24 protein-coding genes are annotated in these 25,809 nt (G+C 68.9%); 19 read left to right on the top strand and 5 right to left on the bottom strand.

The annotated features are described in order from the left end of the window. Positions 1-30: 30 nt before the first annotated feature. Positions 31-357: a DUF202 domain-containing protein gene (locus A605_RS07490; protein ID WP_015400899.1), complete on the bottom strand. Its 327-nt coding sequence runs from the start codon at positions 355-357 to the stop codon at positions 31-33. Continuing rightward, positions 357-767, bottom strand: coding sequence for a YidH family protein (locus A605_RS07485; protein ID WP_081602102.1), 411 nt, complete (start codon positions 765-767; stop codon positions 357-359). Before A605_RS07485 ends, A605_RS07490 begins: the two co-directional genes overlap by 1 nt. Before the next feature lie 179 nt (positions 768-946). Between A605_RS07485 and A605_RS07480 the strand changes: the two genes are divergently transcribed. Both A605_RS07480 and A605_RS07475 read left to right on the top strand, forming a co-directional pair. Further along, positions 947-2,614: a formate--tetrahydrofolate ligase gene (locus A605_RS07480; protein ID WP_027004152.1), complete on the top strand. Its 1,668-nt coding sequence runs from the start codon at positions 947-949 to the stop codon at positions 2,612-2,614. Positions 2,615-2,654: 40 nt separating this feature from the next. Beyond that, entirely contained in the window at positions 2,655-4,469 is a 1,815-nt protein-coding gene (locus A605_RS07475) for a glycoside hydrolase family 15 protein (RefSeq protein ID WP_015400896.1), read from the top strand. 35 nt (positions 4,470-4,504) lie between these two features. Here the strand turns inward: A605_RS07475 and A605_RS07470 are convergent, their stop codons facing one another. Further along, positions 4,505-5,401, bottom strand: coding sequence for a RecB family exonuclease (locus A605_RS07470; protein ID WP_042440380.1), 897 nt, complete (start codon positions 5,399-5,401; stop codon positions 4,505-4,507). Between the two features lie 36 nt (positions 5,402-5,437). Here A605_RS07470 and A605_RS07465 point away from each other — a divergent pair, with 36 nt between their 5' ends. After that, positions 5,438-6,697: a M18 family aminopeptidase gene (locus A605_RS07465; protein WP_015400894.1), complete on the top strand. Its 1,260-nt coding sequence runs from the start codon at positions 5,438-5,440 to the stop codon at positions 6,695-6,697. Between the two features lie 15 nt (positions 6,698-6,712). On the opposite strand, the gene A605_RS07460 is transcribed toward A605_RS07465, so the two are convergent. Continuing rightward, positions 6,713-7,582 carry an AraC family transcriptional regulator gene (locus A605_RS07460; protein ID WP_015400893.1) on the bottom strand — a complete coding sequence of 290 codons (870 nt, stop codon included), beginning with the start codon at positions 7,580-7,582 and terminating at the stop codon, positions 6,713-6,715. Between the two features lie 198 nt (positions 7,583-7,780). Here A605_RS07460 and A605_RS07455 point away from each other — a divergent pair, with 198 nt between their 5' ends. From A605_RS07455 to A605_RS07395, 13 genes are all read left to right on the top strand, one after another. Continuing rightward, positions 7,781-8,617: a tRNA (adenine-N1)-methyltransferase gene (locus A605_RS07455; RefSeq protein WP_015400892.1), complete on the top strand. Its 837-nt coding sequence runs from the start codon at positions 7,781-7,783 to the stop codon at positions 8,615-8,617. A gap of 86 nt (positions 8,618-8,703) precedes the next feature. After that, positions 8,704-10,236, top strand: coding sequence for a proteasome ATPase (arc, locus tag A605_RS07450; RefSeq protein WP_015400891.1), 1,533 nt, complete (start codon positions 8,704-8,706; stop codon positions 10,234-10,236). A 10-nt stretch (positions 10,237-10,246) separates the two neighbouring features. Continuing rightward, positions 10,247-11,809: a depupylase/deamidase Dop gene (gene dop, locus A605_RS07445; RefSeq protein ID WP_027004154.1), complete on the top strand. Its 1,563-nt coding sequence runs from the start codon at positions 10,247-10,249 to the stop codon at positions 11,807-11,809. A gap of 26 nt (positions 11,810-11,835) precedes the next feature. After that, positions 11,836-12,027 carry a ubiquitin-like protein Pup gene (locus A605_RS07440; protein ID WP_015400889.1) on the top strand — a complete coding sequence of 64 codons (192 nt, stop codon included), beginning with the start codon at positions 11,836-11,838 and terminating at the stop codon, positions 12,025-12,027. Between the two features lie 5 nt (positions 12,028-12,032). Then, positions 12,033-13,469: a Pup--protein ligase gene (gene pafA, locus A605_RS07435; protein ID WP_015400888.1), complete on the top strand. Its 1,437-nt coding sequence runs from the start codon at positions 12,033-12,035 to the stop codon at positions 13,467-13,469. Beyond that, positions 13,466-14,422 (top strand): helix-turn-helix transcriptional regulator, encoded by a 957-nt coding sequence (locus A605_RS07430; RefSeq protein ID WP_015400887.1) that lies wholly within the window; start codon positions 13,466-13,468, stop codon positions 14,420-14,422. Before pafA ends, A605_RS07430 begins: the two co-directional genes overlap by 4 nt. Beyond that, positions 14,419-15,414: a helix-turn-helix transcriptional regulator gene (locus A605_RS07425; protein ID WP_015400886.1), complete on the top strand. Its 996-nt coding sequence runs from the start codon at positions 14,419-14,421 to the stop codon at positions 15,412-15,414. The genes A605_RS07430 and A605_RS07425 overlap by 4 nt, the downstream gene beginning before the upstream one ends. Positions 15,415-15,449: 35 nt before the next feature. Next, positions 15,450-15,740 (top strand): Sec-independent protein translocase subunit TatA, encoded by a 291-nt coding sequence (tatA, locus tag A605_RS07420; protein ID WP_015400885.1) that lies wholly within the window; start codon positions 15,450-15,452, stop codon positions 15,738-15,740. 58 nt (positions 15,741-15,798) lie between these two features. Further along, entirely contained in the window at positions 15,799-16,812 is a 1,014-nt protein-coding gene (tatC, locus tag A605_RS07415) for a twin-arginine translocase subunit TatC (RefSeq protein WP_244428967.1), read from the top strand. Positions 16,813-16,828: 16 nt separating this feature from the next. Then, the gene (locus A605_RS07410; protein ID WP_015400883.1) at positions 16,829-19,606 is read left to right on the top strand and encodes a DEAD/DEAH box helicase; all 2,778 of its coding nucleotides are present in this window, start codon (positions 16,829-16,831) and stop codon (positions 19,604-19,606) included. Between the two features lie 566 nt (positions 19,607-20,172). Continuing rightward, positions 20,173-20,610, top strand: a complete 438-nt coding sequence (locus A605_RS07405; RefSeq protein ID WP_015400882.1) for a hypothetical protein — start codon at positions 20,173-20,175, stop codon at positions 20,608-20,610. Between the two features lie 348 nt (positions 20,611-20,958). After that, the gene (locus A605_RS07400; RefSeq protein WP_015400881.1) at positions 20,959-21,426 is read left to right on the top strand and encodes a DUF2243 domain-containing protein; all 468 of its coding nucleotides are present in this window, start codon (positions 20,959-20,961) and stop codon (positions 21,424-21,426) included. A 7-nt stretch (positions 21,427-21,433) separates the two neighbouring features. Beyond that, positions 21,434-22,276 (top strand): cytochrome c oxidase assembly protein, encoded by an 843-nt coding sequence (locus A605_RS07395; RefSeq protein ID WP_015400880.1) that lies wholly within the window; start codon positions 21,434-21,436, stop codon positions 22,274-22,276. 188 nt (positions 22,277-22,464) lie between these two features. Here the strand turns inward: A605_RS07395 and A605_RS07390 are convergent, their stop codons facing one another. Then, positions 22,465-23,076, bottom strand: coding sequence for a trypsin-like serine peptidase (locus tag A605_RS07390; RefSeq protein ID WP_149029396.1), 612 nt, complete (start codon positions 23,074-23,076; stop codon positions 22,465-22,467). Between the two features lie 57 nt (positions 23,077-23,133). Between A605_RS07390 and A605_RS07385 the strand changes: the two genes are divergently transcribed. The 3 genes from A605_RS07385 to A605_RS15275 are packed head-to-tail and all read left to right on the top strand — an operon-like array spanning position 23,134 to position 25,804. Continuing rightward, a complete protein-coding gene (locus A605_RS07385; protein WP_015400878.1) occupies positions 23,134-24,279 on the top strand; it encodes a M24 family metallopeptidase in 1,146 nt (381 codons plus the stop codon). A 4-nt stretch (positions 24,280-24,283) separates the two neighbouring features. After that, positions 24,284-25,066, top strand: a complete 783-nt coding sequence (gene ygiD / locus A605_RS15280; RefSeq protein WP_015400877.1) for a 4,5-DOPA-extradiol-dioxygenase — start codon at positions 24,284-24,286, stop codon at positions 25,064-25,066. 3 nt (positions 25,067-25,069) lie between these two features. After that, entirely contained in the window at positions 25,070-25,804 is a 735-nt protein-coding gene (locus A605_RS15275; RefSeq protein ID WP_015400876.1) for an SDR family oxidoreductase, read from the top strand. Positions 25,805-25,809: the final 5 nt, after the last annotated feature.

Here is a 25,809-nt window from a genome sequence, read left to right as displayed (position 1 = left end):
ACACGGGGCCGACCATGCCCGCCGGCCCGGTCAGGTGGTCAGGATCAGGATGATCCCGGAGACCCCGAAGACCACCATGCCCAGGGTCATGGTCAGCACCGAGCCCGTCTGCGCCCGCACGCGGCCGACGGACAGCCCGCGGACGGCGGCCTGGTGCCGGGAGCGCTGGGAGGCGTAGATTCCCAGCGCCGTCAGCACCATCAGGCAGATGAGCGCGATGACGAAGGGCCCGAAATGGGGGAGCCAGCGCAGCAGGATAGCACTGGACACCGCGTAGGACACCGTTGTGCGAGCCCAGGCGAGCGTGGTCCGTTCCGGCTGCAGCCCGGGGTCGCCGTGGATCAGCGGCTCCGCCATCAGAGAAGCACCACGATGGCCAACAGGCAGGCGCAGACGGCCGCCAAGGAGAGCAGCGGCACGATCGCGGGCACCGGCAGCGGCCGCTTGCGCCGCATGGCACGCTCCACCCGGAGCCAGCGAACCGCCGCACCCGCCGAGATCAACAGGCCGATGGCGACCACGAAGACCGCGGTCAGGGTCCGGACGGCGTCGGAGATCTGCTCCAGGGGGAAGGCCGCCAGGGCGATGCCGCCGGCCAGGAAGGCCAGTGAGGTCCGCGTCCACGCCAGGAAGGTCCGCTCATTCGCCAGGGTGAACCGCGGATCGGGTTCCTCCCCTTCACCGAGGACCGCATTCTCCCAGGCCCGCCGTGTGGTCAGCTCTTCCCTGCCCTGATCGTCCTTCGCCACTGCTCGGTCACCTCTCATATCCGTGGACCAGCTTTTTTCGGGTGCGCCGGGAGCTGCGTCGGAACCCTAAGCTCCATCGGATTCTAGCCCTGCCTCTCCCGGGTGTCGCGGGTGCCCGGTTCCGGAAGCACCCGCCTCACCGGATGGCTCCGGAAAAGCTCTGCTCCGCCACCGCGCGCCTCAGTACGCTGAAGACCATGGTTTCCCAGGCACTCACCGACGTCGACATCGCCCAGGCCCACACGCTTGAGCCCATCACCGGGATCGCCCGGCGCGCGGGCATCCCGGCCGACGCCGTCATCCCGTACGGCACGACCAAGGCCAAGGTCGACATCACGCGGCTTCCCCGGGACGCGCCCACGGGCAAACTCGTCCTCGTCACCGGCGTGTCACCGACCCCGGCCGGCGAGGGTAAGTCCACCGTCCTCATCGGGCTGACCGACGCGCTGACCCGCGCCGGGAAGAAGGCTGCGGTGGCCATCCGGGAACCGTCGCAGGGGCCGTTGATGGGGATGAAGGGCGGTGCCGCCGGCGGGGGTTATTCCCAGATCGTGCCCATGGAGGAGATCAACCTCCACTTCACCGGGGATTTCCATGCCGTTGCCGCGGCCACGAACACCCTGGCGGCGCTCATCGACAACCACATCCACCAGGGCAACGCCCTCAACATCGACTCCCGGCGCGTGACGTGGCAGCGTTGCATGGACGTCAACGACCGCTCCCTGCGCGAGGTCGTCACCGGCCTGGGCGGGTCCGCCCACGGGGTGCCGCGCGAGACCGGCTTCACCATCACCGCGGCCTCGGAGATCATGGCCATCCTCGGTCTGGCCACCGACCTGACCGACCTGAAACGTCGGTTGGCCGCCATCACCGTCGGCTTCACCCGCGAGCGGAAGCCGGTCACCGCCGGGCAGCTGCAGGCGGAGGGCGCGTTGGCCGCCCTGCTGAAGGAGGCCATCAACCCCAACCTCGTCCAGACCCTCGGCGGCACCCCGGCCTTCGTGCATGGTGGTCCCTTCGCCAACATCGCCCACGGTTGCAACTCGCTCCTGGCCACCCGGGTGGCGCTCCAGTACGCCGACATCGTGCTCACCGAGGCCGGCTTCGGCTCCGACCTCGGCGCCGAGAAGTTCTTCGACATCAAGGCCCGCTATGGCGACCTCGACGTGGCGGGGACGGTCGTCGTCGCGACGATCCGTTCGCTGAAGTTCAACGGCGGGTTGGCCAAGGAGGAGCTCGCCACCGAGAACCTCGCGGCGCTGAAGGCCGGCGTGGCCAACCTCGAGCGGCACGTGTCCAATATCCAGCAGTTCGGGGTCACCCCGGTCGTCGCGCTCAATGTGTTCACCGCGGACACCACGGCCGAGCGTGAGTTCATGCGCACCTGGGCACGGGGCTTCGGTGTCGCCCTGGCGGAGGCCGAGGTGTGGGCCAAGGGCGGGGCCGGTGCCGCGGAGCTCGCCGAGCTGGTCCTGGGTAACCTCCGTGGTCGGTCCACCCAGCTCTATGATCCGGCTGACGGAGTGGAGGCCTCCATCCGCACCATCGCCACGCGCCTCTACCGTGCGGGTGATATCGAGTACTCTCCGCAGGCGCACAAGGATCTGGCGGTGATCAGGGAGAACGGCTGGGATCGGCTGCCGGTGTGCATCTCCAAGACGCAGTACTCCTTCAGCGACGATCCACGCGCGCTGGGCGCGCCGAGCGGCCACACCCTGCACGTGCGCGAGCTGCTGCCACGTACCGGTGCCGGATTCATCGTGGCTCTCACCGGCGCCGTCATGACGATGCCGGGCCTGCCGTCGAGGCCGTCGGCTGAGCGTATCGACGTCGCCGCGGACGGGCGGATCTCCGGCCTGTTCTGACCGGCGCTGCGCTCACCCGCATTTCGGTACCCTGCATGTCATGACAACGAACCTGATCGATCCCGGGGAGCCGCTGGCGTACGAACCGCTGGAATCCTACGCCGCGCTGGGGGACAGCCGTACCGTCGCTCTGGTCGGTTCGCGGGGGCAGGTCGACTGGATGCCGCTGCCGGACCTGCGGACCACCCCCTTCTTCGCGCGCCTCGTCGACAAGACGCACGGTGGGACCTTCCTGCTCGAGCCCACCGCCCCGTACTCTGTGGAGCGGCGCTACCGTCCGGGAACCAACGTCCTCGAGACGACCTACACCACGGACACCGGGAAGGCTGTGGTCACCGATGCGCTCAACATCGGTGTCTCCGGCCTGCTGCCGTGGTGCGAGCTGGCCCGGCGGATCGAGTCCGTCTCCGGTGGGGTGGAGTTCGCGTGGCGGGTTCAGCCCGGCACTCTGCTGCGTGAGGTCTCCCCGTGGATCGAGGACACCGACCGGGGCGCGGTGATCCGGTGCGCCGACATCACCGCGGCGGTCGTCGGCTCCGGGCACAACCCGGACCCGGTCGATGAGCATTCGCAGGACGTGCAACTCACCGGCCGGTTCACCGCCCGGGATGGTTCGCGTCATGTGGTGGCCCTGGTGGGTACCCAGGATGAGCCGCTCCGGTTGCCCGAGGCCCGCCTGGTGGACGAGGGCATCGAGCGTACGGCCGAGAGCTGGGAGAGGTGGTCCAGTGAGTTCTCCTATGAGGGTCCCTGGGCCGAGGAGGTGCAGCGCAGCGCGTTGGCGCTGAAGCTGCTCACCCACAGTCCCACCGGTTCCATGGTGGCCGCGGCCACCGCCGGGCTCCCGGAGTCGGAGACCGGCGGCAAGAACTGGGACTACCGTTTCGCCTGGGTGCGCGATCTGGCCTACTCCGTCAGTGCCCTGGCCCGCTTCGGGCTGCGCGAGGAGACCCATGCCGCGCTGTCCTGGGTGACCAGGGTGATCCGGCGGAACGGTTCGGGTCTTGATGTGTTCTACGACCTGGAGGGCAACGCCTCGTCCCACGTCCACGAGCGGGAGGCACCCGGCTGGCGGGGGCTCGGTCCCGTGGTCACGGGCAATCCCGCTCAGGGGCAGCTGCAGCTGGGTGTGTACGCGGACGTGTTCGCCATCTGCCGCGGCTACGTCGAGGCCGGCAGTCTGCTTGACCGCGCCACGGCGATGCTGCTGGAGCAGCTGGCCGACCGGGTCTGCGACCTGTGGCGGCACCGCGACCACGGTATGTGGGAGCTGGGGGAGGTGCGCCACTACACGTCCTCGAAGATGGGGTGTTGGCAGGCGCTCCGCGACGCCGTCCACCTCGCCGAGACCGGTCACGTCGGCGGCAACCCGGCCCGCTGGCGGGTCGAACGCGACAAGGTCCGGGCGTGGATCGAGGAACACGCGTGGAACGAGGACCGGGGAGCCTATGTGATGTACCCGGGGGCACAGGCCCTCGACGCCTCGGTGTTCCTGCACGCCACGAGCGGCTTCGACCGCGGGGAGCGGATGTCGCGGACCATCGACGCCATCTCGGAGGATCTGGGATCGGGTGAGCTGCTGTACCGCTACACCGGGATGGCGGACGAGGAGAAGACGTTCGTCGCCTGCGCCTTCTGGCGGGTCTGCGCGCTGGTGGAGGTGGGCCGTGTCGAGGAGGCGGAGGAGCTGATGGAGCGTCTGGTGCACCGGACCAACGACGTCGGACTGTTCTCGGAGATGATCGACGCCGATGACGGTTCCTTCTGGGGCAACCTGCCGCAGGCACTGAGCCACCTGGCCCTCATCGAGGCCGCCCTGGCGCTCAAGGACGCCGGCAACGGCGGCGAGCATTAGCCCCCCGGCCCGGGCCCGTCCCCGCGCCGCGCACCTCAGTGAACCTGGCTGTCCTGGCCCGTGGTGAGGCTGGACAGGCTGGTGGAGCCGGCGGCGTCGGCGGTCCCGGCGCGCTCACCGTCCGCCGTGCTGCCCGGCCAGCCGGGGTACTCAGGCGGAGTGCCGCCGAAGGCCGGGCAGATGTCCTGGAAGGAGCACCAACCGCACAGCTTCGAGGTTTTCGGACGGAAGGTCCCGGCGCGGCCGTCACCCTCGATCTTCGCCCACAGGTCGCCGAGGTCGCGTTCGAAGTACTCCAGCTCCTCCTTCGACGGCGCCAGGAACATCGAGTCGATGACCTTGAGGTACATCAGCCGCAGCTGGGCGGGGATGGTGCCGAACAACCGCCAGTACACCAGGGCGTAGAAGCGCATCTGGAACTGGGCGTCACCGGCGAAACGGGGCCTGGGCTTCTTGCCGGTCTTGTAGTCGACCACCCGCACCTCGCCGGTGGGGGCGACGTCGACGCGGTCGATGAAGCCGCGCACCGGCACCCCGTTGGGCAGGATGGTGTTGACGTACATCTCGACCTCGTGGGCGTCGAAGCCCTGGGGGTTTTCCATCTCGAAGTAGCCGCGCAGCAGGCTGCGGCACTCGACGAGGAAGTCGTACACGCGGTCCTCGGGGACCAGTTCGGTCAGCTCGGCGTCCTGCGCGCACATCTTCGCCCAGTGGGGCTTGAGCTTCTTGACCGCGGCCGGGTAGGTGCGCCCGTCGCGGGGCTCGCCGTGCATGTCCTCCAGCACGGCGTGCACGAGGGTTCCCTTGACCTGGGCGACGGTCTTGGGTTCCGGGAGCCGGTCGATGGCGCGCAGCCGGTAGAGCAGCGGGCACCGGCGGTAGTCGGAGGCACGGGAGGGGGAGAGCGCGAGCGGTCGGGGAGTGGCAGACATGATGGCCACCAGCTTATCCGTGGCAAGCTGGTGGCCATGAATCAGACTCTCGACCTCCTCGACTTCCTCGCCGCCTCACCGAGCTCCTACCACGCCGCCGACCAGGTGGCCGAGCGCCTCACGGCCGCCGGCTTCACCCGCCAGGACGAGACCCGCGCCTGGGAGGCCACCCCCGGCGGGCACGTGATGGTCCGGGGCGGGGCGGTCATGACCTGGTGGGTGCCCGAGGACGCCGGCCCGGAATCGGCCTTCCGGATCATCGGTTCCCACACCGATTCGCCGGGTTTCACCCTCAAGCCGCATCCCGACGGCGCGACGGCGGGCTGGCAGCAGGTCGGCGTCGAGGTCTACGGCGGGCCGATCCTGGCCTCCTGGCTCGACCGGGAGCTGACCCTGGCCGGGCGGATCGTGCTGGCCGACGGCGCCGAGAAGCTCGTCACCACCGGCCCCGTCCTGCGCATCCCGCACCTGGCCGTCCACCTCGACCGCTCCAGTGAACTCAAGCTCGACCGGCAGCAGCACATGCAGCCGGTCATGGCCGTCGGCGAGCCGGACCTGTCGATCATGGACGTCGTGGCCGAGCGGGCGGGCGTCGACAAGCACGACATCCTCGCCCACAACCTCATCACCTGCGACACCCAGCGTGGCGAGGTCTTCGGCGCCGGGGCCGACCTGCTCGCCGCCGGCCGGCTGGACAATCTCAGCTCGGTGCACGCCTCGCTGACGGCCCTGCTGCGCGCCGTCGCCTCCGGCGACACCGGCAACGACATCCTCGTGCTGGCCGCCTTCGACCACGAGGAGGTCGGTTCCGGCTCCACCACCGGCGCCGCCGGCCCCATCCTCGCCGACGTGCTCACCCGCACCGCCCGCGCCATCGGCGCCGACGAGGACGCCCGCGCCCGCATGTTCGCCCGCTCCAGCTGCGTCTCGGCGGACGCCGCCCACTCCGTGCACCCCAACCACGTGGGCAAGCACGACCCGCAGCACCACCCGCTGATCAACGCCGGCCCGGTGGTCAAGATCAACGGCAACCAGCGCTACGCCTCGGATGCGACGACCGTCGCACTGTGGGAACGATCCTGCCTGTCCGCGGGGGCGCCCTCGCAGTCCTTCGTCGGCAACAACGACGTACCCTGCGGATCCACGATCGGCCCGATCACCGCCACCCGCCTGGGCATTCCCACCGTCGACGTCGGCGTGCCGCTGCTGTCGATGCACTCCGCCCGCGAGCTGGCCGGCGTGCAGGACCAGCTGTGGTTCACCGAGGCACTTGAGGCATACCTGATCAACCACTGACCCCCGGGGCGGGGCCTACCGGGTCATCGACCCGTCCGGTTCGACGGGGATCCACAACTGCCCGCTACCGTGCGTGCCGTCCCCGGCCGGTTGGACGCTGAGCATCTCCGGGCCCGGGGCCCAGCGGTAGGGGTTGGCGGGGAACCACTCGGTGGCGGCGTCAGCCCACAGATGCTGCAGGGCCCCGGGGAACGTCCCCTCGGTGGCGAAGACCACCCACAACCCCGCGGACACCTCCAGACTCTCCATCCCCGCAGGCGCCGGCCGGGTGGTGGCGACGGCCCGCCAGTAGTCCAGCCCGCTGCCCTCCGTGCCCCGGTCCTCCAGGTTGTCGGTGACCGCGACCAGCCCCGCCGGTTCGGTGTCGGACAACTCCGCCAGTCGTTCGACGGCCGCCCGATCCAGGCCCCGCTCGAACTCGGCGATGGCCTCGTTCGGGCCCTCGTGGACGAGCGGCACACGGGTCCTGAAACCCACGAGCCGGAACGCCTCCTTCTCCACGATGCGGTGTTCCATTTCAGTGCTCCCTTCGATACGCAGATGAAACCTCAACTGAGGTTGGGAACGAAGGACGGCCCCCGGGCGCCGCGCCTCCGACGGCGTGAGCCCGTGCATCGCCTTGAACGCCCGGTTGAAGGCCTCCGGAGACCCGTAGCCGTAGCGGAGGGCGACATCCAGGACGGTGCGCCCGGCGATGATCTCCGCCGCGGCCACCGTCATGCGCCGCCGCCGGATGTACTCCGAGACCGGCAGCCCCGACAACGACGCGAACATCCGCCGGAAATGGTGCTCAGAGGTCAACGCCGCGCGGGCCAGCCGACCCACGTCTATCGCCCCGGCCAAATTCTCCTCGATGAGCTGGATCGCCCGGTTCCATTCCTGCATCCTGTCCTCCGTTCCTGCCGATCACCCTACGGAGACGCAACTGCCGCCGGCCCGACAATCCGTGCCCGAAAACATCAGCCCGTCCCGCGGGCGCCACGCACCACGCACCGCCACCGGTCTCACGCCCGGAGATTCCCGCGCCGTCTGGTAGATTGACCCCGCTCAGCACGAAACGACCTCCCCGACCGAAAGGCCCCCATGGCATACTCCGGCCCCTTCCAGCCCGGCGACCGCGTCCAGCTGACCGACGCCAAGCGGCGGCACTTCACCATCATCCTGGAACCGGGGGAGGCCTTCCACACCCACAAGGGCCAGATCGCCCACGACGAGATCATCGGCTCGCACGAGGGAACCGTCGTCAAGTCCACCCTGGGCGCGGACTACCTGTGCTTCCGCCACCTGATGGTCGACCACGTGCTGTCCATGCCCCGCGGGGCCGCCGTGATCTACCCCAAGGACGCCGCCCAGATCCTCGTCGAGGGCGACATCTTCCCCGGCGCCCGCGTCCTCGAGGCCGGCGCCGGTTCCGGCGCGCTGAGCATGTCCCTGCTGCGCGCGGTGGGCGAACGCGGCAGGCTCATCTCCTACGAGATCCGCGAGGACCACCTCGAGTTCGCCGAGAACAACGTCGACGAATTCTTCGGCGGCCGCCCCGCCACCTGGGACCCGCGCCTCGGGGACCTGAAGGAGGTCACCGTCGACGACCTCGGCGGCCCCGTCGACCGGGTCATCCTCGACATGCTCGAGCCCTGGGAGTGCCTGGAGGTCGTCCGCGACATCCTCATCCCCGGCGGCGTGTTCATGACCTACGTGGCCACCGTCCCGCAGCTGATGAAGGTCATGGAGGGTATCCGCGAACTCCAGTGCTTCACCGAGCCGAAGGCCTGGGAGTCCCTCGTGCGCGAGTGGAAGGTCGAGGGCCTGGCCACCCGCCCCGAACACCGCATGAACGCCCACACCGCCTTCCTCGTGTGGGCCCGCCGCCTGGCCGACGGCGTCACCCCACCCCGCCCGCAGCGCCGCGCCCGTCGGTAGTGGGGCCGGGAACAGCACAGCCACGTCACCGCCCCCGGAATACGGGGGCGGCAGATCCACGCCACCTGCTGCGCTAGATTGGGCCCATGCACACCGGACCCGACGCTTCCTCCAGCTCCTCCGAATTCAGCGAGGTCACAGACCTCCAGCGCCAACTGAAGGCCCTGGGTTCCCGCAACGCGAAACTCGCCCAACTGCTGAAGGAATCCAGGGAGAAACTCAAGGATCTCGCCGCGCAGGTCGACCGCCTCGGGGAGCCGGCCTCAACCTACGGCATCTTCCTCGCCCACGGCGAGAAGGGACGCGACGCCGAGATCCACACCTCCAACCGACGCATGCGCCTGAAGGTCTCCCCGAACGTCGACGCCGCCGACCTCGTGCCCGGCACCCTCGTGCGCCTGGGCGACGGCTCGGTCGTCGTCGAGGCCTGCGGCTTCGAGAACTCCGGCGACCTGGCCATGCTCACCGAACGCATCGGCCACCGACGCGCCCTGGTCGCCGCGACGAACGGGGAGGAGAAGGTCGTCCACCTGGCGCAGCCGCTGCTGGACACCGCCCGCGCCGGGGACGCCCTGCTGGTGGACACCCGCGCCGGGTTCGCCTTCGAGCGCATCCCCAAGACCGAGGTCTCCCAGCTGTCCCTGGAGGAGGTCCCGGACGTCACCTACGACGACGTCGGCGGCCTCGACGCCCAGATCGACCAGATCCGCGACGCCGTCGAGCTGCCCTTCTCCCACCCGGAGCTCTACCGCACCTACCGGCTGGCCCCGCCGAAGGGCGTGCTGCTCTACGGCCCGCCCGGCTGCGGCAAGACGATGATCGCGAAAGCGGTGGCCAATTCCCTGTCCTCGCGCATCGGTGACGGATCCGCGTCCTATTTCCTCAACGTCAAGGGTCCGGAGCTGCTCAACAAGTTCGTCGGCGAGACCGAGCGCCGGATCCGGCTGATCTTCGAGCGCGCCCGGGAGCTGGCCTCCGAGGGCCGTCCGGTGATCATCTTCTTCGATGAGATGGAGTCGATCTTCCGCACCCGCGGCTCCGGGGTGTCCTCCGACATGGAGACCACCGTGGTCCCGCAGCTGCTCACCGAACTCGACGGGGTGGAGAACCTCGCCAACGTCATCATCATCGGCGCGACCAACCGGGAGGAGCTCATCGACCCGGCGCTGCTGCGCCCGGGCCGTCTCGACGTGAAGATCCGGGTGCAGCGGCCCACCAGGGAGGGCGCCCGCGACATCTTCTCCCGCTATCTCACCGAGGACGTGCCGCACGCCGTGCCGGCGGCAGAGCTGATCGACGCGGGCGTCGAGACGCTGTTCGAGCCCCGCCCCTTCGTCGAGCTCACCCTCGCCGACGGCAGCGTCGAGACACTGCACTACTCGGACTTCGTCTCCGGCGCGATGATCGCCAACATCGTGGATCGGGCGAAGAAGCTCGCCATCAAGGAACACATCGCGGGGGTGGACGACGGGGGAGTGGCCGTCCGCCACATCCGGGAGGCCGTGGAGACCGAGCAGCACGAGAGCGAGGACCTGCCGAACACCTCCAACCCCGATGAATGGAGCCGGATCACCGGCCGGCACGGGGCGCGTGTGATGCACGCCCGCGTCGTCGGTTAGGGTGATCTCCATGACTCGATACATGGGCACGGAAACCGAGTACGGGATCTCCACACCGTCCGATCCGGAGGTGAGCCCCATCCTGACCTCCACCCACGCCGTCGTGGCGTACGCCGCGATGAACACCGGCGCGCGCTCCCGCTGGGACTACGAGGAGGAGTCGCCGCTGAAGGACTCCCGTGGCTTCGACCTGCGCCGCTACCACACGGTACCCGTCGTCGACCCGGACGCCGTGGGCATCGCCAACGTGGTCACCGCCAACGGCGCGCGCTTCTACGTCGACCACGCCCACCCCGAGTACTCCTCCCCGGAGTGCTCGAACGCGTGGGACGCGATGGTCTACGACGCCGCCGGCGATCTCGTGCTGCTGCGCGCGATGGACAACGTCGCCGAGCTCCACGGGCAGGGGGTGTCCATCCTCAAGAACCAGGATCCCTGCCCGCCGCTGAAGATCTACAAGAACAACGTCGACGGTAAGGGTGCCTCCTACGGCTCCCACGAGAACTACCAGTACTCCCGGAAGACGGACTTCGACACCCTGGCACAGGCGCTGATCCCGTTCTTCGTCACCCGCCAGGTGGTCATCGGCGCCGGCCGGGTGGGCCTGGGCATGGAGGGCGAGGAGGACGGCTTTCAGATCTCCCAGCGCGCCGACTACTTCCTGCAGGAGATCTCCCTGGAGACCACGCTCAACCGCGGCATCATCAACACCCGCGACGAGCCGCACGCCAACGCCGTGCACTTCCGCCGCCTGCACACCATTGTCGGCGACGCGAACATGTCGCAGACCTCCAACTTCCTCAAGCTCGGCATGACGAAGCTGGTGATCGACGCCATCGAGGGTGACGTCGACTTCTCCGACCTGCGGCTGGCCGAACCCGTCGAGGAACTCAGGCGCGTCTCCCGCGACCTGACGCTGACGCACCGGCTCAAGCTCCGCGACGGGCGCGAGCTCACCGCCCTCGAGGTCCTCGCCGAGTACCGCGCCCGGATCACCCCGGTGGACGAGGTCGACCAGCGGGTGCTCGACACCTGGGACGAGGTCGTGGCCCTGCTGGCCGAGGATCCGCTGAAGACCTCGCACCTGCTGGACTGGACCGCCAAGTGGGCGCTGATCAAGTCCTACCTCGACCGCGGTGTCGACATCTCCGACGCCAAACTCAAGCTCATCGACCTGCAGTACACCGACATCGACCCGGCCAAGAGCCTCCACCACGCGCTGGTGCGCAAGGGACGGATGAAGACCCTGGCCACGAGTGAGGAGATCGAACGGGCGGCGACCACCCCGCCCGCGGATTCCCGCGCCTGGTTCCGCGGGGCGGTCTCCGCCAAGTTCGGGGAGAACGTCATCGCCGCCAGCTGGCAGACGATGATCCTGCGGTACGCGGAGGGCTCCGCGAAGATCGGCATCGTCACGGTCAACGAGTTCGACCGGGAACACGTCGGGCACATCATCGACGCCGCCGACACCGTCGAGGACCTGCTGGCGGGGCTGGAGCGGATCGGCATCCCGGCCGAGCATTACCAGACCCACCACAACAAACAGCACATCAACAAGCCGCACGAGCACTAGTCGGCCGACAGGAAAGGAAACCTGACATGTCCACCAACCAGACCCAGTCCACCGCCGGGGGCGGCGGCGACCACCACGACGACAACCAGGGCGCCGAGGCCGGCCAGGCCCAGCTGAACACCGCCGGCACCGACGACCTGCTCGATGAGATCGACGGCCTGCTGGAGACCAACGCCGAGGAGTTCGTCCGCTCCTACGTCCAGAAGGGCGGTCAGTAAGCCCTATGACGCAGGCGCAGGCACAGGTCCACGCCCGCCGCATCTTCGGCGTGGAGACGGAATACGGGATCACCGCGGTGACCACGGACGGGGAGCGCACGCTCGGCCCGGACGAGATCGCCCGGTACCTGTTCCGGCCCATCGTGAGCCGGTACTCCAGCTCGAATATCTTCACCCCCAACGCCTCGCGCCTGTACCTGGACGTCGGCTCCCACCCCGAGATCGCCACCGCCGAGTGCGACAGCCTCACCCAGCTGCTCAACTACGACAAGGCCGGCGACCGGATGGTCGACGACCTCGCGGTCCGGGCCGAGCACGCCCTGGCCGAGGACGGCATCGACGGCAAGGTCTTCCTGTTCAAGAACAACGTCGACTCCGTGGGCAACTCCTACGGCTGCCACGAGAACTACCTCATCGGCCGGCACATGTCGCTGAAGAAGCTCGGCAAGCAGCTGCTGCCCTTCATGATCACCCGCCAGCTCATCTGCGGGGCGGGCATGGTCAGCACGGGCAAGGGCGGCTACGAACCCGGCTTCCTCCTCTCCCAGCGTGCCGACCAGGTGTGGGAGGGGGTGTCCTCCGCGACCACGCGCTCGCGGCCGATCATCAACACCCGCGACGAACCCCACGGCGACTCCGAGCGGTTCCGCCGCATGCACGTCATCGTCGGCGACTCGAACATGGCCGAGCCCACCTTCGCCCTGAAGGTCGGGTCCACCCAGCTCGTCCTCGAGATGATCGAGGCCGGGGTGGATCTGCCCGACTTCGAGCTGGACAACGCCATCGGCCACATCCGCGACATCGCCCGCGACGAGACCGGTGCGACGGTGCTGAACCTGCGCGACGGCGGCACCGTGACCGCGCTCGAGGTCCAGCAGGCCATCTGCGGGGCCGCGGAGGACTGGTTGGCCCGGCGCCCCGACCAGGGCACCCCGACCGCGGAGCTGGCCCGGGTCGTCGACCTGTGGCGGCGCACGCTGACCGCGATCGAGACCCGCGATTTCTCGGCCGTCGACACGGAGATCGACTGGGTGATCAAGCGCAGGCTGCTCGACCGCTACCGCGACCGGCTGGGGGAGGACTGGCAGCACCCGAAACTGGCCCAGGTGGATCTGACCTACCACGACATCCGCCCCGGGCGGGGACTGTTCCCGTTGCTGGAGTCCAAGGGTCTGGTGGCCCGCTGGACCACGGACGAGGACATCGCGGCGGCCGTCCTGGAGCCGCCGGCGACCACCCGTGCCCAGCTGCGCGGGAACTTCATCACCCACGCCGAGCGCCTCGGCGCCCCGATCACCGCGGACTGGGTGCACCTGAAGGTCAACGCCCCGGAGCCGCGGTCGGTGGAGCTGCTCGACCCGTTCGCGGCCGTCGACGCCCGCGTCGACGAGCTGCTCGACTACATGGACGACCACGCCGGCGAGTACGGGGAGGGGAAGTGAGTGGACGCACCGACGCGGCGATCCGCCGGCTGACCAACCTGGCGTTCGCCTTCCTCGGCGCCGACCAGCGCGGCCGGCGCTTTCTCACCCCGGACTGGATCCGCACGCACGTGCCCGGCTACGGGGACCGCGCCGACGCCGCCTTCACCAAGCAGCTCGGGCGCGACATCACCACGCTGCGGCGGGCCGGCGTGCCCGTGGAGGCGGTGCAGGCGGAGACCGGCACCCTCTACCGCCTGCAGGTCGACGACTATGAACTGCCCGCCGTGACCTTCACCCCGGAGGAGGCCGCCGTCCTCGGGCTGGCCGGGGAGATGGGCCAGGCCGGCGAGCTGGCCGTGTTCGCCCGTTCCGGCTGGACCAAGCTCGCCGCCTCGGGGGCGACCCGGGATCTGTCGGAGGCGCCGGTGTTCACCTCGACGACCGACCTGACCCGGCTGTCGTCCTCGCTGCTGACCGACGTGATGACGACCACCCGCCACAAGCTGCGGATCGTCTTCGACTACCTGCCCACGCCCACCGCGCAGCCCCAGCGGCGCGTGATGGATCCGTGGGGGCTGGTGCTCCTGAACGACCGTGTCTACCTCGTGGGCTGGGACGTCGATCGGGCCGCTCCCCGCTGCTTCCGGGTGCTGCGCATCCGCGGCATCCGGCGCAGCAAGGACCCGGCCACCCACACCGAGCCGACCGCCCCGCTCCAGGAGATCGTCGAGCAGGCGCTGCGGCACGGCCGGCGGCTCGTCGACGCCGTCGTCCGCGTCACGCAGGGCCGGGCGGGCGAACTCGTCGACGCCGGCGAGACCCGTGGCGACGGCACGGTCGTCCTCCGCGACGTCGACCGGGACTGGCTGGTGCGCACCGCCGCCGGTTTCGCACCCGACGCCGTGGTGGTTGAACCCGCCGACGTGCGCGGGCAGGTCACCGCGCTGCTTGAGGAGGCGATGAAGCGATGAGCCGGGAACCCGAGCGGCGGGATTCGCCGGAGAAGCTGCATGCCCTGGTGCAGTCGCTGAACCTGATCCCGTACTTCGAGTCCCACCCCGGCCACACCGTCATGGAGGCCGCCCGGGACCTGGGACGGGAGCCCGGCGAGATCATGGCGGATCTGAACCGGTTGGTGTGCTCCGGGGTGGGCACCTGGCCGGAGGAACTGGTCGAGATGTCCTTCGACTACCGCAAGGTCAACATCACCAACAACCAGGGCCTGGACCGGGCGCTGCGGCTGACGCCCACCGAGGCGGGCGCGCTGCTGCTGACCCTGGAGTCCCTGGAGACGATGCCGGGGCTGATCGACCGCGACGCGGTGCTCACGGCCACGGGGAAGCTGCGGTCGATCATGGACCAGCGGGCGGTGGCCATCTACGACTCCCTGGCCGACGACGACCCGGAGGAGACCTGCCCGCAGACGGTGCTGCGCGAGGCCATGGACACCGGTCGCCGGGTGCGCTTCATCTACCGTTCGGCCTCCTCGGACACCGAACGCGAGCGCACCGTCGACCCCGAGCGCATCTTCGTCCACGGCGGGGAGACCTATCTGTCGGCCTGGGAGGAGACCTCCGGCGGGCACCGCAACTTCCGCGCCGACCGGATGCGCGGGGTGGAGATTCTCGCCGAACCGGCGGACCCGCACCGGGCGGAACTCAGGTTCGACGCTTCAGATCCCTTCGGTTTCGAATCGGTGACCCAGCGGGCGGAGCTGCTGGTCCGGGCCGACGCGACTTGGTTGGCGGACTATTACCCCATTACGCTGGGGGAGGATCACGGTGACGGATGGGTGCACGCGAGCATGCCCGTGGGCTCGAGCGAGTGGTTCATCCGTTTCACGCTCGGTCAGGCCGACCGGTTGACGGTTGTGGGGCCAAACACACTGTCTGAGGCCCTCCGCCACCGAGCGGAATCCGCACTGGTCGCGTATGATCATCCGACAGGCCAGTGGGAAATCTGACATCACTGCGCCGCAGTATTTTATGAAAGGGAATCATGAGTCTCGGACCCTGGGAAATCGCCGCCATCGTTCTGGTCATCGTCCTGCTCTTCGGCGCGCGGAAGCTTCCCGACCTGGCCCGTTCGGTGGGCCGTTCCATGCGGATCTTCAAGTCTGAGGTCAAGGAACTGAACAACGACGAGCAGCAGCCGCAGAACCAGCAGGGGCAGATCGCCAACGCCCAGCAGCAGGAGCAGGACTTCTGGGAGCAGCCGCAGAACCAGCCGCGGCAGGCTCCGCCGGTCAACAGCCCGCAGCAGCCGAACCAGCACCCCCAGAACAGCTAGCAGGTCGTCCCCGTTCCATTCGGTGTGTCCCTGAAGTAGGGGTGAAGGTAGTTTCAGCATGAGTGATTCCGTGCAGGCGTCAGCGCGCCCGAATCCCCTGAGGAAGCGGAAGCGCAGGAGTAAAAAGTCCCCGACGGGGGAGATGTCACTCGTCGAGCACCTCAAGGAGTTGCGCCGGCGGGTGGTCATCTCGCTGCTCGCCCTGATCATCGGGACGATCATCGGTTTCGTCTGGTACCAGAACGCCCCCTTCGGGACGATGCCGCTCGGTGAGATCCTGCGCGGTCCCTACTGTGCGCTGCCCGCGGAGAACCGCGCCGACTTCACCGGCGACGGCGAATGCCGCCTGTTGGCGACCGGCCCCTTCGAGATGTTCATGCTGCGCCTGAAGGTGGGCGCACTCGCCGGTCTGGTGCTGTCGTCGCCGGTGTGGCTGTACCAGATCTGGGGTTTCATTACCCCGGGTCTGCACAAGACCGAGCGCCGCTGGACCTTCACCTTCGTCTTCCTCGCGGTCACCCTCTTCGTCGCCGGTGCCGTGCTGGCCTACTACATCGTGGCCTACGGCCTGGACTTCCTGCTGACCATCGGTGACGAGACCCAGATCGCGGCCCTGACCGGTGAGCGCTACTATAATTTCCTCCTCGCGCTGCTGGCGATCTTCGGCGTCAGTTTCGAGGTGCCCCTGATCATCGCCATGCTCAATGTCGCCGGGGTCCTCGAGTACGCGTCCATCAAGGACAAGCGCCGCTTCATCTTCGTCGGCGTGTTCGTCTTCGCCGCGTTCATCACCCCGGGCCAGGACCCGTTCTCGATGATCGCCCTGGCGCTGTCGGTCTCCCTGCTCGTGGAGCTGGCGCTGCAGTTCTGCCGGTGGAACGACAAGCGCCGCAACCGGGAGCGTCCGGAGTGGATGGAACTCGACGACGAGGCGGCCTCCCCGCTCAGCACCGGTCCCGGTGGGGTGGACGCCCCGCAGCCGGTGGAGGCGCCCGCCCCGATCCGGGAATCCCGTCCGGGGGCCGGTGGGGCACCCGCCGGGGGAACCGGGTACTTCGACGACGTGCTTTAAGCGGTAGCTTGGAGGCATGAACGAGACCCACCTGGAGCAGTTCACCGCCGACCTTGATTTTCCCCTGGATGACTTCCAGCTGGAGGGCTGCCGGGCAGTCGAGGGCGACCACGGGGTGCTCGTGTGTGCCCCGACGGGCGCCGGCAAGACGATCGTCGGTGAGTTCGCGGTGTCCCTGGCCCTGTCCCGGGGTACCAAGTGCTTCTACACCACGCCGATCAAGGCGTTGAGCAACCAGAAGTACCACGACCTGGTCGACGCCCACGGCGAGGACGCCGTCGGCCTGCTGACCGGTGACGTGTCCATCAACAGCTCGGCCGAGATCGTCGTGATGACCACCGAGGTCCTGCGCAACATGATCTACGCCGAGTCGGGTGCGCTGCGCCGGCTCAGCCACGTCGTCATGGACGAGATCCACTACCTGGCCGACCGCTCGCGCGGCGCGGTCTGGGAGGAGGTCATCCTCAACCTGGACGAGTCGGTCAACATCATCGGCCTGTCGGCGACGGTGTCGAACTCCGAGGAGTTCGGCAACTGGTTGTCGACCGTGCGCGGCGACACGAAGGTCATCGTCTCCGAGCACCGTCCCGTGCCGTTGGAGCAGTGGATGATGGTCGGCCGCAAGACCTACCCGCTGTTCGAGCCCGGTTCCGGCGGGGAGGTCAACCGGGAGCTGGAACGCCGCATCGAGCGCCTCCAGGCGGCCGAGGCCGCGGAGGGGCGCGCCGACTACGAGTCCGGGCGCGGCTTCCGGGCCCGTGCCGCGGGGCGGCGCTCAGGCGTCAAACGCCCGGAGGACCGGCACCGCCCGGTGGGGCGCCCGGAGGTCATCACCGCCCTGCAGGGGTTGAACATGCTGCCGGCGATCACGTTCATCTTCTCCCGCGCCGGCTGCGACGGCGCGCTGATGCAGTGCCTGCGCTCCAGGCTGGTGCTCACCAGCCAGGAGGAGGCCGACGAGATCGGCCGCATCATCGACGCCGGGGTGGAGGGCATCCCCGAGGAGGACCTGGAGGTGCTGCGCTTCCGGCAGTGGCGCGCGGCCCTGACCCGCGGGTTCGCCGCCCACCACGCGGGCATGCTGCCGGCCTTCCGTCACATCGTCGAGGAGCTGTTCGTCCGTGGTCTGCTGCGCGCGGTCTTCGCCACCGAGACCCTGGCGCTGGGCATCAACATGCCGGCGCGCACGGTCGTGCTGGAAAAGCTCGTCAAGTTCAACGGCGAGGCGCACGTGGATCTCACCCCGGGTGAGTACACGCAGCTGACCGGGCGGGCGGGACGCCGCGGCATCGACGTCATCGGCAATGCCGTCGTGCAGTGGGCCCCGGCCATGGATCCGCGCGCCGTGGCCGGTCTGGCGTCGACGCGCACCTATCCGTTGATCTCCACCTTCAGCCCCGGCTACAACATGGCCGTCAACCTGCTCGGCCTCCTCGGTTTCGAGGAGGCCCTGCGGCTGTTGGAGAAATCCTTCGCCCAGTACCAGGCCGACGGCTCCGTGGTCGGCGAGGTCCGCGAGATCGAGCGCGCTGAACGCCGCGTCCAGGAGTTGCGCACCCAGCTGGAGCACGACATCGCCACGTTCAACCCGCCAGTGCGCGACGGCGACGACGCCACCGAACTCCTCCTGGACTACATGCGGCTGCGCCGGGAGCTGACCGAAGAGGAGAAGGAGTCCCGCCGCCACAGCCGGGAACAGCGGGAGATGGAGACCACCACCATCCTCGCGCGCCTCCAGATCGGCGACGTGATCGCGGTGCCGGGGCGCAAGCACCCGGTGCTCGCGGTCGTCGTCACGCCGGCGAACCAGGCCCGCGATCCGCGTCCCTGGGTGACCACGGAGACGGGTTGGTCGGGGCGCATCGACGCGAGCGGGTTCGAGAACCCGCCGATCACGGTGGGGCGGATGAAGCTGCCGCGCAACGTCTCCCACCACCCGCGGAAGAACACCAAGTTCGTCGTCGACTCCTTCCGCCGCAACCACTTCGACCGGCCGCGGAAGATGAAGCACTCGGCGCGGGTGCGGGACTCGAAGCAGGTCGTCGAGCTGCGCGGGCAGATCCGGGAACACCCGGCGCACAGCTGGCCGGCCACCGACCGTGAGCAGCTGGCCCGGGTGGGCGAGAAGCTCGCCCGGCGCGAGCGCGACCTGGCCAAGCTGGAGAACACCGTCGAGCGCGCCACCGACACCCTGGGACGCACCTTCGAGCGCCTCATCGACCTGCTGGCGGAGATGGACTACGTCGAGTTCGAGGGCGTGGGCGCCGAGCGCACCCCGGTGGTCACCGAGGAGGGCGAGCGTCTGGCCCAGATCCACAACGAGTCGGATCTGCTGGTGGCCCAGTGCCTCAAGCGCGGTATCTGGAATGAGCTGGATCCGGCGGAGCTGGCCGGGGTGGTGTCGATGTGCACCTTCGAGAACCGGAAGGCGACGCACGGGGAGCCCGACGCCGCGACCGACCGGATGGCCGAGGCGATGAACGCGACGGCGCGCATCTGGTCTGAGCTGTCCGCCGACGAGCAGCGCCACCGCCTGCCCGTGACCCGGGAACCGGAGGCCGGTTTCGCCCTGGCCGTACACCAGTGGGCCGCGGGCGCCCCGTTGGGCTACTGCATGGCCGCGGCGGCCGAGTCCGGCGCCGAGCTGACCCCGGGTGACTTCGTGCGCTGGTGCCGTCAGGTCATCGATCTGCTGGAGCAGGTGGGCAAGACGGGCTACGAGGACGGCATCCGGCGCTCGGCCCGGCAGGCGATCGACGCGATCCGCCGCGGGGTCGTGGCGATCGGGGCGTAGGCGTATGCCGGACGATTCCGGCATGTTCTTCAACGAAGGAAGGTCTTGTGTCTCGGCTGGCGGCCGCAAAAATGGAGCAGAGCTCCCGGTGGATCTCTGTGCGGTGACCGAGGTGGGGGCCAGGATGATGAGTTCGCCGTCGTTGATGTCGTAGACCACCCGGTGGGAACCGATTCCGGATACGGCCCCCGCCGCCCTGCAGCTTTTTGCCCCCGCGGGGGCGGGGTCCTTTCCGTCGTGGCGCCCCGCCCTCGCGATGCCCCCCGCTGGATGACCGGTGGTGGTCACTGTGGGACAAGAGCGCGGCTTCAGGGCCGCCCGCCAGACAACGCGTCCGAGCTGTCTCCTATCAGCGCCGGCTTCGTTCCGTGGCTTCTTCGCAGCTTCAGATGACGGTTGTTGATGGGCCGGAAAATTGGTGGTCGGGAATACCCGCGACAGCTCATCGTCTTTTCCTTCGAGGGTCAGGGAAGTGCCCTCCTGCCGGGGCACCCCTGCATTCATTAGGTTGGGACGGGCAACCATCTTCCAGGGAAATCCACGACGCACCAAGAATTGGACAGCAATTGCCCGACAACGCCGAGAGCATCAGGAATCATCTCATCGAAGCATTTCCCGTATGGGTGCGGGCTGCCGCGGACGAGTCCGGCTTTCACCTGGGAGAGGCGATGAAGTTCTCCGCCACCCGCTTCTTTTTCCCGGATTGTACTGTTCCGGTAGGCGGTGACATCTACATAGGAAACCAGAGACTGTCGCAGATCCGAGTGCCGTTGTTCATTGACAGTGAGTCAGTCATCGATGACTTACTTGACCACGAACCCGGATCTTTCAGTCTTGCGGATGGCGTAGCGTTTGTTTCGAGTTGGAAGGTCGCAACACCTGATCAGGCGCAAGATTGCCTCTGGTACGCGTTAGATAGTTGGTTCATGACATTTGCCTACGCCGCAGAGTTTGAAGTCGGTATGCGTGAACGAAACCTTGAGGACTGCACTGATTTTCCTTAGCTGGGCTGCTATTTCTCCGCGTTCTCCGAGAGGATCAACCTTCGTTTCAGATCAAAGGAGTGATCCAGTCAGAGGGCCAAGAGCGCTGCTTTCAGATGCAATATTGCGCGGGTGTTGCACATCCCCGGCAGCTCCCAGATGCTTGTCAGCGCGAATGGACGATGCCGAAGTCTCGTCCCGGTGGTGCTGGCGACAGAACCTGGAGCAGGTTCCGAAAACGGCTCCCCGCACCGCCGCGGTCACTAGCATGGGCCGTATCACAGTTGTTCGGCCCGGGTGCGTGGGTCTGCGGCGCGGCGTGGTTGCGCCGAAGCCCTCCGGGACACCGACCGAAGGAGTCGCCGGCCCATGCCCTCCACGGAGACCGCAGACCTCACCCGCCTGGACCGTCGCCTGGTGCTCTCGGGGCTGCTGTTCGGCTGCGGTATCGCCGGTGCGGTCATCGACCTGTTCATCTTTCACCTCGGCCTGCAGTGGCACCACTTCTACGATCTGTCCACCACGCGGGTGGCCCTGACCTCCGACGGGTTTTTCCACGCGGTCACCTGGCTGCTCACCGTGTGGGGGCTGTTCATGCTCACGGATGTGCGCCGACGCATTGCCGTGCCGTGGGGGCGTTGGGCTGGAGCGGTGGTCGCCGGGGTCGGGTTCTTCCAGCTCTTCGACGGGGTGGTCAACCACAAGGTGCTGCGCATCCACCAGGTCCGCTATGGGGTGGACCTGTTCCTCTACGACCTGGTGTGGATCGGCTCGGCGATCCTGCTGCTGGTGGCGGGTGTCGTCGTGCTGTGGATGACCCGGAAGCGCAGGGGGTGAGGAGCCGATGCGCGACGGTCACCACCCCGAGGCCACGATGACAGGCTGGATCGCCTTCGATCTCGTGAGCGTGATGCTGCTCCTCGCCGCGGCGGTGGCGTACGGCACAGGGCTGTGGCACAGCCGCAGCCGCGGGCGTTGGCCGTGGCACCGCACCGCCTCGTGGTATCTCGGGCTGGTCTGTGCCGGAGCCGCACTCGTCGGGCCGCTGGCCGTGGCGTCGCGCACCGGGTTCACGGAGCACATGGCCGGCCACCTGCTGCTGGGCATGGTCGGACCGTTGCTGCTGGTGCTCGCCGCACCCGTCACCCTGGCGTTGCGGACCCTGCCGGCAACGGCTGCCCGACGGCTGTCGCGTCTGCTGCGCTCCCTTCCGGTGCGGGTGGTCTCGCACCCGGTGACCGCGGCCGCCCTCAACGCCGGGGGTCTGTGGCTGCTCTACACCACGGACCTGTACCACCTGATGCATTCCTCCGTGTGGCTGCACGCACTGGTGCACGCCCACGTGTTCCTCTCCGGGGTGGTGTTCACCGCCGCGATCGTCAGCCCGGACCCGAATCCGCACCGGGCCTCGCTGCGGATGCGGGCGGTGGTGATGGTGGCCTTCATCGCCGCGCACTCGGTGCTGGGCAAGTGGCTCTACGCCCACCCGCCGGCGGGTGTGGACGCGGCGGACGCCCGGTTCGGCGCGCAGCTGATGTACTACGGCGGAGACGTTGTCGACGTGATTCTGCTCGTCCTGTTGTTCGCCGGCTGGTACCCGATGAGCCGGTCCTCACGCACCCTCCTGCGGGCCAACCCCTCCGGAATCCGTTCCCGAACCCCATCCAGACAGGAGACGCCCACATGAACACCGTGACCGGCACAACCACCACCGTCCCCCGCGCCCGCGCCCTCGTCCGCACCGCCGGCTGACCGCGCCGGGAACTGGTGGTTGATGGTGCGCACAAGGCGGTCTCGCGGCCGTGACCGGAGTGGTCGCCGAACGTGCCCTGGCACCGGAGCTGCAGTCCGGGCGCGGCCGCTCAAGCCACTGATCTAGTAGGCCCGCCGCAACGCCTCCACCGCGCTCCGGATCCGGGGCAGGTGCGGGGCCACCTGCGAGCCCGCGGCAATCCCGAGATTGACGCCGAAGGGATCCATGATCAGCGACTGCACGGCGACGATCTCGTCGTCGACGATGATCGGCCCACCGGAGTCCCCGCGCACCACCTTCGGGTCATTGTGCAGGATCACCCCGGGGCGCACGAGCGTGCGCAGATCCCGGGAGGCCGCCACCGGGGTCCAGCCCACCACGCGCCCGGCGCGGTCCCGCCGCTTGTACCAGCTTCCCCCGAACCCCTGCGTGAGCGCCGGGGCCAACCAGCGGGCGCGCCGGGTGGCCAGGGGCAGCAGCGTCTTCGGCGGGGAGGGTGTGTCCAGGCGCACCACCGCCAGGTCGGTCCACGGCACCGTGACGGCGCCGAGCACCTTGGCGCGGAAGTGCGCGCCGCCGACGTCGAGGGGACCGGACCTGTCACGCAGGAAGTGGGCGCAGGTCAGCGCGTACTCGGTGCGGGCATTGTCGGCGGCGGACAGGTCCGGGGAGATGAGCACCCCGGAGCAGTATCTCTTTCCCGAGGAGATGCGCAGGGTGTGGGTGGGTGACACGGTGCCCAGGGTAGCCGCGCACGCCCGTCCGAGGGGGACACCCGCCCCGGACCTACCATGGTGGGCATGTCTTCTGAAACATCCAACTCTCTCTTCGACGACGCCGTCTACGCCCGGCGCCTGACCGAGGCCGCCCGTCTGAGCCGCGAGCGCGGCCTGGCCGGCCTGGTCATCGGCACCGGCGCCGAGCTGGCGTACCTGACCGGCTCCTGGCTCAGCTCCCACGAACGGCTCACGGCCCTGGTGATACCCGCCGAGGGGCAGCCGGTGCTGCTGGCGCCGTCGACCGATCTGCAGGACCTGGCCGCCTCGGCCGTACCCCGACTCGACATCCGCGTGCAGGGCTGGGCGGACGGGCAGAGCGCCCACCGGCTGGCCGTCGAGGCGCTCGGCGACGCCCACGGACCCGTGGCCCTCGGCTCGAGTCTGACCGCCGACCACGTGCTCGCGCTGCAGGCGCTGCTGCCGGGGCGCGAGAGCGTCCTGGCCACGGCCACCCTGCGCGAGCTGTTCACCCGTAAGGACGACGCCGAGATCGCCGAGCTGCGCCGCGCGGGACGGGCGATCGACGCCGTCCACGCCCGGGTTCCGGAGCTGCTGCGCCCGGGACGCACCGAGGCGGAGGTCGCCGCCGACCTGGAGAAGCTGATCCTCGTCGAACATGAGGTGGTCGACTTCATCATCGTCGGCTCGGGGCCCAACGGGGCGAACCCGCACCACAGCTTCTCGCAGCGCGTGCTCGAGGACGGCGAGCCGGTGGTCGTCGACCTGGGTGGCACGGTGTCCACGGGCTACCACTCGGACTGCACCCGCACCTACGTCGTCGGTGGTGACGTCGACCGGGCGCCGCAGGACTTCCGGGAGGCCTACGCCGTGCTCGAGGCGGCCCAGACGGCGGCCGTGGACGCGGTACACCCCGGTGTGACCGCCGAGGAGATCGACGCCGCGGCGCGCGGTCCCATCGAGGAGGCCGGCTACGGCGAGTGGTTCTTCCACCGCACCGGCCACGGCATCGGCCTGTCCACCCACGAGGAGCCGTTCATCATGGCCGGCAACGACCTGCCGCTGGAGACGGGCATGGCCTTTTCCGTGGAGCCGGGCATCTATCTGCCGGAGAAGTGGGGAATGCGGATCGAGGACATCGTCGTGGTGGGGGAGGACAACGCCGAAAGCTTGAATTTTCAACCAAGAGCGCTACGATGACACCATGACCACCAACGCACTGTTCGTCGGCCACGGCACGCCCATGAACGCCATCGAGGACAACGAGTTCACCCACACCTGGAAGAACCTCGGCGCCTCGATCTCCGAGTCCGCCCCCCGCGCCATCCTCTCGGTCTCCGCGCACTGGTACACCCGCGGCACCGGCGTAACCGCCATGACCAACCCCAAGACCATCCACGACTTCTGGGGCTTCCCGCCCGAGCTCAACGCCGTCCAGTACGACGCGCCGGGCGACCCCGAGGTCGCGGAACTGGTCCGCGACCTCGCCAAGCCGACCCTGGTCCAGGAGGACTACAACTGGGGCCTGGACCACGGCACCTGGTCGGTGCTCAAGCACATGTTCCCCGAGGCGAAGATCCCCGTCGTGCAGCTGTCCATCGACGGCACCAAGCCCTTCTCCGAGCACGTCGCCCTGGGCACCCGCCTGGCCCGGCTGGCGCAGGAGCACAACGTGCTCATCGTCGGCTCCGGCAACGTCGTCCACAACCTGTCCATGGTCCAGTGGCACAAGGGCAACTCCGGCTTCGACTGGGCCGACAGCTTCGACGACGCCGCCAAGGCCATCATGCTCGACGACCCCGACCGCGTGGAGACCCTGGCCGAACACGACGGCTTCACCCGCGCCGTACCCACCCCGGACCACTTCCTCCCGCTGGCCTACATCGCCGGCGTCACCGCCGGCCTGGGGGAGACGGACGTCTCCACCTTCAACGAACAGCGCACCATGGGCTCGCTCTCCATGACGGGATATCAGGTAGCCTCCTGACCCATGACAGGATGCGTACTCCTCCTCGGCGGACACAGCGACATCGGCGGCGACCTGACCGCGAAACTCTGCGCGGGACGCCCAGTCGTGCTCGCCGCGCGCCGGGAGTGGACGCTTGACGACGTCGCCGCCCGCATGCGCGCCGCCGGTGCCACCGAGGTCCACACCCTGCCCTTCGAGGCCGGGGAGCTGACCTCCCACCGCGACGTCGTCACGCGGGCGGCCGCACTGGCCGGGCCCGTGACCACCGCGATCGTCGCCTTCGGCATCCTCGGTGAGCAGGCCCGCGCCGAGCACGATGAGGCCCACGCCGCCGAGATCGCCTCGATCGACTACACCGCGCAGGTGAACGTGCTCACTGTACTGGCCGACGAGATGACCACCGGGGAGATCGTCGCGTTCTCCTCGATCGCCGGCTGGCGGGCCCGGCGCGCCAACTACGTCTACGGCTCCACCAAGGCCGGCCTCGACGCCTTCTGCCAGGGACTGGCCGACCGTCTCCACGGCAGTGGGCTGCGCCTGATCACCGCCCGCCCCGGGTTCGTCATCGGCTCCATGACCGAGGGCATGAACCCGGCCCCGCTGTCGGTGACCCCGGATGTCGTCGCCGAAGCCGTCGCCGAGGAAATCCGCTCAGGGCAGGGGAGCACCACCCTGTGGATCCCGCGCGCCCTGCGCCTGCTGGCCTGGGTCATGCGCCTGGTGCCCCGGCCCATCTGGCGGCGGATGCCGCGCTAGGCGCA

The organism is Corynebacterium halotolerans YIM 70093 = DSM 44683 (genome assembly GCF_000341345.1).
In the GTDB taxonomy this organism is placed as follows: domain Bacteria; phylum Actinomycetota; class Actinomycetes; order Mycobacteriales; family Mycobacteriaceae; genus Corynebacterium; species Corynebacterium halotolerans.
Note: the sequence above shows the minus strand (reverse complement) of the source record. Positions and strands in the feature narration are given on the sequence as shown.